The 12852-nt window shown below is 37.5% G+C and carries 10 protein-coding genes; all 10 read left to right on the top strand.

The features are described 5' to 3' along the window. Positions 1-33 precede the first annotated feature (33 nt). The 10 genes from tagH (at position 34) to tssC (ending at position 12835) form a co-directional block, all read left to right on the top strand. On the top strand, positions 34-1344 hold the full coding sequence (tagH, locus tag H5122_RS09345; RefSeq protein WP_182671923.1) for a type VI secretion system-associated FHA domain protein TagH: 1311 nt from the start codon (positions 34-36) through the stop codon (positions 1342-1344). A 15-nt stretch (positions 1345-1359) separates the two neighbouring features. Continuing rightward, the gene (gene tssJ, locus H5122_RS09340) at positions 1360-1824 is read left to right on the top strand and encodes a type VI secretion system lipoprotein TssJ (protein ID WP_182671924.1); all 465 of its coding nucleotides are present in this window, start codon (positions 1360-1362) and stop codon (positions 1822-1824) included. 15 nt (positions 1825-1839) lie between these two features. Next, positions 1840-3168 (top strand): type VI secretion system baseplate subunit TssK, encoded by a 1329-nt coding sequence (gene tssK, locus H5122_RS09335; protein WP_182671925.1) that lies wholly within the window; start codon positions 1840-1842, stop codon positions 3166-3168. A 21-nt stretch (positions 3169-3189) separates the two neighbouring features. Continuing rightward, entirely contained in the window at positions 3190-4470 is a 1281-nt protein-coding gene (gene tssL, locus H5122_RS09330; RefSeq protein WP_024603626.1) for a type VI secretion system protein TssL, long form, read from the top strand. A gap of 9 nt (positions 4471-4479) precedes the next feature. Then, entirely contained in the window at positions 4480-7992 is a 3513-nt protein-coding gene (tssM, locus tag H5122_RS09325) for a type VI secretion system membrane subunit TssM (protein ID WP_182681459.1), read from the top strand. Beyond that, on the top strand, positions 7974-8702 hold the full coding sequence (gene tagF / locus H5122_RS09320) for a type VI secretion system-associated protein TagF (RefSeq protein ID WP_182671928.1): 729 nt from the start codon (positions 7974-7976) through the stop codon (positions 8700-8702). Before tssM ends, tagF begins: the two co-directional genes overlap by 19 nt. Beyond that, positions 8695-9492: a PP2C family serine/threonine-protein phosphatase gene (locus H5122_RS09315; RefSeq protein ID WP_024595081.1), complete on the top strand. Its 798-nt coding sequence runs from the start codon at positions 8695-8697 to the stop codon at positions 9490-9492. The genes tagF and H5122_RS09315 overlap by 8 nt, the downstream gene beginning before the upstream one ends. Before the next feature lie 220 nt (positions 9493-9712). Beyond that, a complete protein-coding gene (tssA, locus tag H5122_RS09310; RefSeq protein ID WP_182671929.1) occupies positions 9713-10828 on the top strand; it encodes a type VI secretion system protein TssA in 1116 nt (371 codons plus the stop codon). A gap of 16 nt (positions 10829-10844) precedes the next feature. Continuing rightward, a complete protein-coding gene (gene tssB, locus H5122_RS09305; RefSeq protein ID WP_024594566.1) occupies positions 10845-11348 on the top strand; it encodes a type VI secretion system contractile sheath small subunit in 504 nt (167 codons plus the stop codon). Continuing rightward, positions 11345-12835, top strand: a complete 1491-nt coding sequence (gene tssC / locus H5122_RS09300; protein ID WP_058547845.1) for a type VI secretion system contractile sheath large subunit — start codon at positions 11345-11347, stop codon at positions 12833-12835. The genes tssB and tssC overlap by 4 nt, the downstream gene beginning before the upstream one ends. Positions 12836-12852 lie beyond the last annotated feature (17 nt).

Here is a 12852-nt window from a genome sequence, read left to right as displayed (position 1 = left end):
TGAGAATGTAGATTTATGGGACTAACTTATCAAATGGAACTGATACTAAACATCACTAGTTATCATAGACTCTCTCCAGAAATTGAAGCAACTAAAACAGTAAAAGACTCTCTAATATTTGGCCGTTCAGAAGCATGTGATTGGCATTTTCCTGATCCTGAAAAAATCATTTCTAGTAAGCACGGACGCATAGTTAAAGAGGGCGACTCTTTTTATGTTTACGATACATCTACAAATGGTACTTTTGTAAATTTTGGTGTAGCTCCATTAGGTCAAGGCAATAAACAACGCTTGTCAAATAGTGATACGATCACTGTGGGTGATTTTCAGATAGAGGTAAAATTAGCTACTAATGAAAAAACACCTGACACCGATTATGGTAATTTAAGCGCTGCAGCTAGTATTAGCAAAGAGCCAGAAAGATCTTATCAGCATCCTACGGAGCATTTTTCTGAGCCAGAACAGTATTTTAATGAATCAATAATGGATGAGTCTATGCCTGCAGTTTCTATGACTCAGGCCAGTGACCTTAATTCAGCTAACCAAATACCGGAAAACTGGGATGAGCTTGCTCACTTAATGAACCCAGAAGCTGTAACTCAACAAGCACCCGTTGTAAGTAAACCACAACAAAAACCAGCTGTAGAGCAGCAAACTTCAGTTAATACACCAGTACTAGATACGCCTGTAACTAAACCTCAAGCAGTAAAGCCTGCTCCTAAACCAGTAGTGCAAAAAAATCCAACATCGCCTAGCGAAGATACCGCTTTAACTGATGCTTTTTTGAACGGGCTGGGGGTCAAAGCTGAGTTGCAAAATTCATTAAACTCACAAGAACTTTGGTTTGAAATGGGCCAAGGGTTAAATCTATTACTGACCGAGTTGATGGAGTCTCTTCGCCAAAGAGCGCTTGTAAAAAACCAATTGCGTTTAAACCAAACGATGTTTCAAACTCAACAAAATAACCCAATTAAGTTTTCGGCAGATATTGATGACGTTATTCAGAATTTATTCATCAGAAATAGTGCAAGCTTCCTGTCGTCTCAAGAATCAATCAAAGAAAGCTTTGTTGATACACGAAGACATGAACATGCTTTATTAGCAGGAGCTGACGGCGTATTAAAAGGGATGTTAGAGCAAGTTTCTCCCCAACATATAAATCAACAAATAAATGATAATTCTAACGTATTAAAAATCATCCCTGGTCAAACAGAGGCTAAGTGCTGGAAGCTATACAAAAATTTATATGATGAGTTATCTCATGATGTAAATAGTAAGGGAGCTATGGCGTTGTCAGATGATTTCTTAAAAGCATACAACGATAGAATTAAAGAATCGTTCTAGAAAGGAAAGTAGATAATGAACAAATTTAAGCTCTTTTTAATGAGTTTCAGTTTACTGTTTTTAGCCATGGGTTGTTCAACTGTTAATAAGTTTGTGCCTCCTTCTACGGATCTAAAAATTAATGTGTCTAAAAATGTAAATCCAGACACGTCAGATAGACCTTCACCGGTAGTAATGAAAATTTTTGAGCTTAGCTCGAGAACAATTTTTGATACTCAGGATTTCTTTAGCCTGTATGAAACACCTGAAAAACTATTAGGCCCGGACTTATTAAAAAAAGATGAATTAGAATTACAGCCAAACTCTGTTCAAGAATATAAAATGAGCTTAAACCGCAATACACGATATGTTGGTGTTGTTGTCGCGTACAGAAATATCGATCAAGCACGATGGAGAGCTGTAATCGAAGTTGACCCAACTGGCTATGACGATATAGATGTAAATGTTGAAGCAATTGCTACATACATGAGAGAGCAGTAAAAAAGGATTTGTACAATGAGTGATAACACTCGTGTTGCCTGGACCGAAGGAATGTTCTTAAGGCCGCAACACTTTCAGCAGTCAGATAAGCATTTTTCGCATTTAATTAAGCAAATTTGTAATGGGAATTTAGCAGATCCTTGGGGCATACTTGATATAAGTATCGATACTCAGCTATTAAGCTCAGGCCAATTTGCTATTGAGTCATTGTCAGCTATTACTCCTGATTTGCTACCTATCGATATGCCTCAATCTACCTATTTGCCTGAGCCTTTAGTGGTAGGCAAAGATGTTTATGATGAAATAATTTATTTAGCGGTTCCTGCACTAAAAGCCAGTGGTATTAATATTTCATCTTTAGATGAGGATATTGTTACGCGTTATAAACTAAGCGACTTATCTGTAAGTGATGACTCTTTAGGTGCACAAGCTCAAGAAATTATTCAAGTAGCTAAGGTATTTAGTAAGCTAGTATTGTCATCAGACGACCATGCAGGCTATATATTATTGCCACTTGCACGCATTGTTGAAGTTAGCAGTGAAGGTCAAATTAAGCTCGATCCAAAGTATATACCAGCATCGTTAAAAGTCGGTCAGTGTAAGCCATTACTTGGTTTAGTGAGAGAGATTGGCTCAATGATCAAGCAGCGCTCAGAGAGTATTGCTGTTAGATTGTGCCAAGGTTATGCGGGAAGTACCTCTGTAGCTGATTTTATTATGCTGCAAACATTAAACAAGTATGACGCTGTTTTTGAAAACTTATTATCAGTTAATAATCTTCATCCAAGCGTTCTTTATACACGTCTAATAGAGCTTGCTGGTGAGTTATCTACTTTTAGTACAGTAAACAAAAGAGTGCCTAAATTACCTAAGTATGATCATAAAAACTTAGGCCCAGTATTTAGTGAAGTAGTAAACTTTTTATACCAATCTTTAAGTCATGTAATTGAGCAAACTGCTACAGAAATAAAGTTAGAGCAAAGCAAGTTTGGTATTTCTTTTGGTGCGCTCAAAGACAAATCAGTACTTAGCTCAGGTCAATTTGTATTGGCTATTAAAGCCAGTGTTCCTCACGAGGAGCTTCGTAAGATATTACCTTCTCAAATTAAAATTGGTAGTGTTGAGACAATCCGAGATTTAGTAAATAATCAAATCCCAGGTATTACAATCAGTAACTTACCAACGGCACCGCGTCAAATTCCTTACCATGCAGGTTTTCATTATTTTGAATTAAATAAACATGGCGAGCATTGGGCTAAACTTCATTCAAGTGGTGGTATTGCTATCCACTTGTCAGGAAATTACCCCGAGTTACAACTAAGCCTGTGGGCAATAAGAACTTAACTTTTAAAAGGAAGAGTTTCAATGGACGAAACCATTATAAAACCACGTCCTGGTCGATTAGGGCGTGATGCCTCAAATAATCCTCAAGTAGATAATGATCCAGACAAAACAGTCATGTCTGTTGAGCCTGTTGCAAGTAGTATTCCTAGTAATGCAAAGGTTTCTATATTTAGAAACCCATTAATGGAAGCCGCAACAGACTGTTTCTCTTTGGTTATTTCAATTAGAAAATCAGTTGAGATGACTAACTTAGCTGCATTAAAGCATCGATGTGTAGAGGCTATCAAACGTTTTGAAGTCGAACTACGTAATCAAAATTTATCAAAAGATGTAATCAAAAACTCTCGTTATTGTTTATGTGCAATTTTAGATGAATCAGTTTTAAACTCTAAATGGAGCTCTATGGAATGGGCTGACGAAAGCTTGCTTTCGACATTTCATAAAGAAACTTTTGGCGGTGAGTACTTTTATACTTTACTTGATAATGCATTGGCCCAGCCTGAGCAACACAAAGCCTTTTTAGAGCTGCAATACCACTGTTTAAATTTAGGTTTTAAAGGTAAGTACAGACTAGATACTGTGGGTGACAATAAAGTAGAAGAATACCGCTCACAAATGTATCACTTATTAAATCAATTAGATGGGCCAATCAATAATAAGCTTTCTCCTAACTGGAAACAAAGAGTAGCCGCTGGCGTAGAATTAAGAAATCAGGTGCCATTGTGGGTTATTTTTTCTGTTTTAGGCTTACTTTTACTTACCGTTTATTTATTTATAAATATGAAGCTAAATGATGATGTTATGGCTGTTAGTGACAAGCTTGCTATCATTCATCCTGTAGCTGAAGACCAAGCAGTAGATAAAAAAGATCAGCAGTTACTTGTACTAGAGCAGCTATTACAAACTGAGATTCAAATGGGGATTGTGACGATAAAGAAAAATATCGATAGGATCAGAATCTCTATTAATAGTGAGAGCCTTTTTAATCAAGGTGACTCTAAATTATTACCTTCATTTCAGCCTATTTTAGAAAAACTAGCGTTAAGCCTTGAAGGAACCAAAGGACGTATTTTAATAACCGGCCATACAGATGACACACCAATTAGAACTGATAAGTACCCTTCTAATTGGCACCTTTCTTTAGCGCGCGCAACGCAAGTTGCAAACTCTATGGCTAAAAGTACAAACCTCAGTGGGCGTTTATGGCCCGAAGGTAAGGGCGCAGCAGAGCCTATTGCCAGTAATTCAGATTCAGCTTCTCGGTCATTAAACCGACGAATTGAAATCGATTTATTATTTTAAGAGGCTGAAATGAGTTTTTCACAAAAAATAAAAAAAGTGACCTACGCACTTACATCTCGTACGGCAATGCTAATTATCGGCTTTTTAGCTTTATCATTATTAATTTGGTTTGGCGGCCCATTAATCGCGATAGCTGACTATGTACCACTACAAAGTATTGCAGCAAGACTGTTTACTATTATATTGGTTTTATTGGTTTTCTCTGTGTCTAAAATTTATCGTCTTGTGCAACAAAGCAAACGAGACGAAAAAATGGCTGATGAGTTAATTGATAGTAATAACGATACAAATAGCTCTGAAGTAAATGAAGAAATTACTACGCTTAAAACGCGAATGAACGAAGCTATCGATCTTTTAAAAGACGTAAAGCTGTTCAAAGGTAAAAATATTTACCAGTTGCCATGGTACATAATGATAGGCCCACCAGGGGCTGGTAAAACTACCGTAATTCATAACTCAGGACTTGATTACCCGCTAAAAGACAAACTAGGTGTTGACTTGGTTCATGGTGTTGGCGGTACTCGTAATTGTGATTGGTGGTTTACCAATAAAGCAGTTTTAATTGATACAGCTGGGCGCTACACAACGCAAAGCAGCCATGCAAAGCATGATTCACGTGCATGGGAAGGCTTTTTAGGATTACTTCGTAAGTACCGTCCTCTTAGGCCTATTAATGGTGTAATGATCAGTATGGGTATTTCTGAGCTGATGAGCCAGACCAAAACTGAGAGAAACCTACATGCTCGTGCTATTAAACAGCGCTTACAAGAGCTGCAAAGCCAATTAGGCATGACCTTTCCTGTTTACGTTATTTTTTCTAAAGTTGATTTAATTGAAGGTTTTAGAGAGTTTTTTGGCGAATTAACCGAAGAAGAGTGTGAGCAGGTTTGGGGCGTAACCTTTGAACTTGATTTAGATAAAGACACGCAAGTAGATGCTTTCAACAAAGAATTTCACTCATTAATTTCTAAATTAACTGAAATGTTAAATCGTAGATTAATTAATGAAAGAAACGAAGAAATTCGCGCTAAGATATTTGAATTCCCTAGGCAGCTTCGTGTTTTACAAGGTGTAGGAGATGCTTTTTTAAAAGAAATATTCACTCCTAATGCATACGAAGAACTACCAATGTTTCGTGGTGTTTACCTCACAAGTGCAACGCAAGAGGGTACCCCATCTAGCTTTTTAAACGAAGCAAACGCAGGTGAATCTGGATACATTAACCAATCTAAAAGCTTTTTTATAAAGAACGTATTAGAAGGTGTAATTTTTCCAGAGCAAAACTTAGCAAGCACTAACAAACATCATGACAAGCAAAATAAATGGCTTCGTGTTGGTAGCATAACGCTTGCATGCATAGCTTTATTTGGTTTTTCAACATCGTGGTACTTTAGTTTTGCTTGGAATAGTAACTTAATTTCAGAGACTGAAGATGCGATTGCAACGTACCAAGAGCTTGATACAGCCTCATTTGACCGTAATAACTTACTAGTACTAAACGACAGATTAAAGGCTCTTAGAAACTTACCTGCAAGCAACCCTGAACTTGTTAATACACAAGAGTCTAAATCAATTGGGTTTGATAAACTAAATGAAATAAAAATGGCTTCTACACAAGCCTACGACCGTTCATTACAAACGTATTTAGAACCGTTTATTGCAAGTACCTTAATTAAAGAAATGGAAGCTCATCCTGAGCACTTAAGTTATTTATACGAAACACTTAAGTGTTACCTCATGTTGTTTCAGCCTGAATACTTTGAAAGTGAAGATATAACGGTTTGGTTTAACGCTTATTTAGAGCGTAACTTACCAGGCGATAAAAATATGCAAACCAGAGTAGAGCTGATGGAGCATGTAGCTACATTACTTGAAAACGGTGTTAGCCAAATTGAAATTGATAATCAAGCAGTACGTGTTGCGCGAGCTGAGCTAACTAAGCTACCAATTGCTGAGCGAGCATATCAACGATTACAAGCCGACTTCCTAGATAGCAGTATTCCGCCATTTAGGCTTACAGACATTATTAGTTTTGAAAGTGCGCAAAAATTTACTTTTAGAAATGACGGTGAGCTTACGCGAAGTATCCCTGGCTTATATACATTTAATGGTTTTCACGGCATTTTTAATGTTGAGAAAAGTAAAATGCTTGGCAATTTAATGGCAAGTAGCTGGGTGTATGGTGAAGAGGCAACGGGCACTTACGATATTTCTAAAGATGAGATTGAGAAGAAGCTAGAGCAGCGATACTTTCAAGATTATATTTATTATTGGCAATCATTTATTGATGATCTGAGCCTGAATCAATATAGCTCTCCGGCTGAGGGGGTTAATATTACTGATGCCTTAGCAGGCTCTGAAGCGCCTATTAAAAATATTATCACTGCAGTACAAAAAAATGTGCAGCTAACTAAATTACCAGTATCTGATAACCAAAAGGCTGCAGGTAAAGTTGCAGCAAATGCTGCTGAAATAGCTATGCAAACCAAAGCTAATCGTATCAAGCGATTTTTACCTGACGAAGCCCCTAAATTTGATATTAAATTACCGGGTCACCAAGTTGAAGAAGCCTTTGAAGATGTAATAAAAATTGATGCTCAACAATTAGATAATATTCAGAAAAACCTAAGAGAGTTAAACGTTTACTTAACCAAACTTGATAGAGGCGATCAATTAAAGTCGTCAATTAAAGACCAAATTAGCGGTAAAAGTAAGCCTAGCTTTATTCGTCAGCTTGAGTTTCAAAGTCGAGATTTACCTTACCCGTTTAATAGTTGGCTGTTAGATATAAGTAGAGATACTAGTAACATAACTAAAAATAGTGCCAACAGACATTTAAACGAGATGTGGAAAAGTAAGGTGCTACGCGAATATAACGCTGCAATTGTTGGCCGTTATCCGTTTTCTCCATACGCAGAAAAAGAAGTGAATATGAAAGATTTCACTCGATTTTTCGGCCCAGGTGGAACAATTGATAGCTTTTTCACCAATTATATTGCGCCAAGTGTAGATATGAGCTCAACGCCATGGAAATTTGAAAAAGATATAGGTATTAGCCGAGATACATTAGCGATGTTTGAACTGGCGAATCAGATTCAAACAGTCTTTTTTGATGGCGGAAGTGCAACACCAAGAATTGAGTTTGGCTTAAAACCATTAGAATTAGATCGTACCATCTCTAGCTTTATGCTCGAAATTGACGGTCAGTCAATGACTTACAGGCATGGTCCACTTAGAGTAACAAATTTTGTATGGCCTGGAGCAAGTGGCCAGAGTAAAACACGAGTTGTATTTACTCCTCCAAATGGTGGTCGTTCTATAAATACAACTTACCAAGGTGAATGGTCGCTATATCGCATGTTAGACGAGTTAAGTGCTAAAAGAGCAAAAACACGTGAAGACTTAGAGTTACATTTTTCACTCATGGGAAACAATGCGAAAGTCGAGTTATTGCCTAAATCAATCAGGCATCCATTTTGGAATAAAAGTGTAGAGAAGTTTTCATGTCCGACCCGATTATAAATATTGGTTATCTTGGCAAGGTACCTAGTTTAGGTGATTTTGTACAAGATAGCGTTTCGAAAGAATTTTCAGAGCATTGGGAGCAGTGGCTGCAAGCAGCCATTGCAGTGAGTAAAGAACAGCTAGGTGAAGTATGGCAAGATAATTACTTAATTGGACCAGTATGGCACTTTGCATTATCGCCAAACATTGTTGGTGACAAAGGCGTTATGGGGACTCTATTACCGAGTATGGACGCAGTAGGTAGACACTATCCCTTCACAGTTGCTAGCACATTAGAATTTGCACCTATAGATGTTTTAAACTCAGGTGTGTTTTCTTTAGAGTATGAAGACACTGTATTAAAAGTGCTTGATAGTTCGGTTGATTTATTCTCTTGGCGTAAAGAGGTTGCTAAGTCTCTAAGCTCTATAGCAGGAGTTAAAAAGCAGGTTAGTTTTTTAAATTCTGTAGATAAAAATAAAAGTGCAGAAGCATTTGAGTTCTCAGGTGATGAGTTATCAAGTCAAGTCCTCCAAGATGCAATGCATGCTCTTTTGTTAAAAAAACACGGTGATTACAGCGTTTGGTGGACACATGGCTCTTATAATATAAAACCTATGGTACTCATAACGCCTGGCTTGCCTGCGGTAAATCAAGTTGCAGCAATGTTAGATGGAAGGTGGAAACACTGGGAATGGAACTTTACACAGGTAAAAAATAGTGATTAGCAAGTTTAGTACAAGTTATGCAATTACCCACCGAGGCGCTGTGAGGCAGCTTAACGAAGATGCGCATGTAGAGATAAATAACCATAACTTATGGGTTGTCGCAGATGGGATGGGAGGTCACGAAGCAGGTGAAGTTGCCAGTCAGCTTGTTGTAGATGTAATAAGAGCAAAAGTTGAAGAGCTACCACTTGAGAAGCTTGAAGTATCTCACATAGTTGAAGCCATTGAAGATGCGAATAGGCAATTAAACGAATATAGCGCCCAATATTTAGGTAGCAAAACCGCAGGAAGTACAGTTACTGCCTTATTTCTTAAAAATAATAAGTACTATGTTTTGTGGGTTGGTGATAGCAGAGCTTATATGCTTCGAGATGGCCAACTTAAGCAGATATCGAGAGATCACAGCCAAGTAAACGATTTAATTGATGAAGGGATTATTTCAGTAGAAGAAGCCAAGACACATCCATTATCAAATGTAATCACAAGAGCTGTGGGTGTTACTGCGGATGTAAAAGTAGACGTTATTCAAAATGAAGTAAAAACGGGCGATATATTTTTACTTTGTTCAGATGGGCTCACCGGTGAGTTGTCTGATGAGGACATATGTTTATCGCTAGAGCCTAGTAGCATTATTGATTCTGGTATGGCGCTTATGCATTCATCATTAGTTAGAGGTGCAAGAGATAATGTGACCTGTATTTTAATTAAGTACGATGAAGGATACGCTGGTCATAAATCAGAAACATTCAACATTCAAGATGAAGCTACTATCCCGCTTTTTTCTAAATAACGATTTTAAGTTAAAAAATTTGGTTTGTATTTTATATTTGAGTTTTTACTTTAATTACATCTATTAATTAATAAGTATATTAAATTTTAATTGTTTATATAAAGGCAATAATTAAGGTTTAAACTCAATTGTAACTAGGCTTGTAATTTATTATAAAGAATGTAATATGAAATCCGCTCCGCTTTATTGGAGTTTTATGGATAATTATTAGGACGACGGAATGTTTTTATTTGAAGAGTATATTTCCCCTATTTCAGACACCGAGGTTGCAGGTATTGATCCTCGCTCAGATGTCTCGCCTACGTCGACTTATTACGCCTTAAAAGATTTAAGAAACCAGCTTCGCGCAGCAGAAAGAAATGCATTAGTGGATGAAGAAGGTATTTCCTCACTAGCAAGAGATTGGCTTCCTTTATTAGAGCAATGTAGCAAAGCAATAAAAACACAAAGCAAAGATATCGAATATTTAGCTTGGTTTATTGAAGCACTTTGTCGAATTCATGGCTTCAAAGGCTTAGCTTTTGGTTTTAAAGTTGCTCATAACTTGCTCGACAATTATTTTGATGAATTATACCCGTCACTCGATGACGATGATGAAGTGTCAGACAAAGTATCTGCATTGGTTGGCCTTAATGGTTCAGCAGGCGAAGGTACATTAATAATCCCGATAAAAAGTATCTATCTGACCGATAGCGCCAGTATGGAGTCATATTCTTTTTGGGAATATCAGCAAGGCTATGATATTTCTCGTTTAACAGATGAGAAAAGAGAGAAAAAGCTTAATTTAGGTGCTGTTGACTATGAGCTCATTGAAAGAAGTGCTGCAGAAACAAGTACTGAATTCTTTGTTACTTTAAAACAAGACATTGAAAACGCGATTGAGCAATTTGCTTTATTAAGCGAAGTATTGGATAGAGTAACTGGACAGCCACAGCCAACATCAAATATAAAACAAGCATTAGAAGTTAGTCTTGCTGCTGTTGAGCATGTTGCTGCAGATAAGCTTGAAGCTGCTGATAAGGCAAAAGCTGCATTAAACGAAGTGCAAGAAGTGGTTCAAAGTGAAGACGACGACGGTCAAAGTGTTACAGAGCAAGTTGTAAAAGTTAATCACGAAATTAACTCAAGAGAAAGTGCGATTAATAAACTCAAAGAAATCGCTACTTTTTTTAGAAAAACAGAGCCGCACTCTCCTATGTCGTACACCATAGAACAAGTAATTCGATGGAGCGAATTGTCGCTGCCTGAATTATTAAATGAATTAATTACAGATAGTGATGCTAGGACTGGGTACTTTAAGTTGTCTGGCATTAAAATCAGCGAAACTGAAACATAAGTAAAAGGAGTTCTCTATGAGTATCCATGATAAATTAAAACGAGTTCGTAAGCCTCGCGTACACATCACTTATGATGTGGAAACTGAAGGCACTGCAGTAAAAAAAGAATTACCATTTGTTGTTGGTGTTATGGGCGACTTCTCTGGTGATAACACAGAAGCATTAAAACCACTTAAAGATAGACGATTTGTGCAAATAGATCGTGAAAACTTTAATGATGTTTTAAAGCGCATGAGCCCTTCACTAAAATTATTAGTTGATAATACGCTTAATGATGATGGTTCTGAATTTGAAGTAAAACTTAACTTTAAATCGATTGATGACTTTGAACCAGCAGCTGTTGTAAATCAGGTTGAGCCATTACGTAAATTAATGGAAACACGCAACAAGTTACGCGATTTAATGACTAAGATTGACCGCTCAGAAGAATTAGAAAACGTGCTTGAAGAAGTACTAAGCAACACAGCAAGCTTAGATACAATCGCAAAAGAGCTTAAAATAGAGGAGACTGAAAAATGAGTACAGAGCAACTAAGTACTGAATTAGAGTCTACCTCAGAAGCAACGTCTTCACTATTAGAGCAAGCTATTGGCGCAACTAAGCAAACCGATGCAAGCCGTGCAGAAGAGTTACTTAAAACACTGACAGAAGAAGCCTTAAAAGGGACTGTTCAGTGGAACAAAAACATGACAGTGACGTTTAATGAAGCAATTCAATTAATCGATCAAAAGATCTCAAAACAGCTAAGTGTAGTAATGCACAGCGAAGAGTTTCAAAAGTTAGAAGGTTCTTGGCGTGGATTGCACCATTTAGTAATGAATTCTGAGACAAGCTCAACACTTAAAATTCGTATGCTAAATATGAAGAAAAAAGAACTTCATAAAGATTTGAGCAAAGCTGTTGAGTTTGACCAAAGCCAAACATTCAAAAAAATCTATGAGTCTGAGTTTGGTACTCCAGGTGGCGAACCATACGGTACTATCGTTGGTGACTTTGAGTTTACAAACCACCCTGAAGATGTTGAAACATTAAGTCTAATGTCTAATGTTGCAGCCGCTGGTTTCTGTCCATTTATTGCAGCTTCATCGCCATCATTATTTGGTTTTGATAACTGGGAAGAGCTAACCAAACCACGTGATTTAGAAAAAGTATTTGAATCTCTAGAGTACACTAAGTGGCGTTCATTCAGAGACAGCGATGATTCGCGTTTTGTTTCATTAACAATGCCTCGTTTCTTATCTCGCCTACCTTATGGTGCGGCTTCTAAACCAGTTGAAGAATTTAACTATGAAGAGTTTGAAGTTGAACCAAAAGATGGCCGTTCAGTAAGTACTGATAATAGTGATTACTGTTGGAGTAATGCAGCCTACGCTATGGCAACAAATATGACCAAAGCATTTGCTCAATACGGTTTCTGTACTGCAATACGTGGTGCTGAAGGCGGCGGTAAAGTAGAAGGTCTTCCTACGCATATCTTCACAAGTGATGATGGCGATCCAGATCTTAAATGCCCAACTGAAATTGGCATTACAGATCGTCGTGAAGCTGAATTAAGCAAGTTAGGTTTCTTGCCTCTTTGTCATTACAAAAATACAGATTATGCAGTATTTTTTGGTGGACAAAGCTGTCAAAAACCACAAATTTATTCAACTCCAGATGCCACAGCCAATGCGGCAATATCTGCACGCCTACCTTACCTTATGGCAACGTCTCGATTTGCTCATTACCTAAAAGTAATGGCGCGTGATAAAATTGGTAGCTTTATGGAAGCTGAAGACGTTGAGTCTTGGTTAAACCGTTGGATCCTATCGTATGTAAATGCGACTGAGGGTGGCGGTCAAGATATCAGAGCACGTTATCCTCTAGCTGATGCAAAAGTATCAGTTAAGGAAATTCCAGGTCAACCAGGTGCATACAATGCAGTTGCATGGTTACGACCTTGGCTACAAATGGAAGAGCTTACTTCTTCTTTACGCCTTGTAGCTAAAATTCCAGAGATCGGTTAATAAACTGATCTCGAGCG

Origin of the sequence: Pseudoalteromonas sp. SG43-8 (genome assembly GCF_014164245.1) — a bacterium.
Lineage (GTDB): Bacteria > Pseudomonadota > Gammaproteobacteria > Enterobacterales > Alteromonadaceae > Pseudoalteromonas > Pseudoalteromonas distincta.
This window is presented reverse-complemented; position numbering and strand designations above follow the sequence as displayed.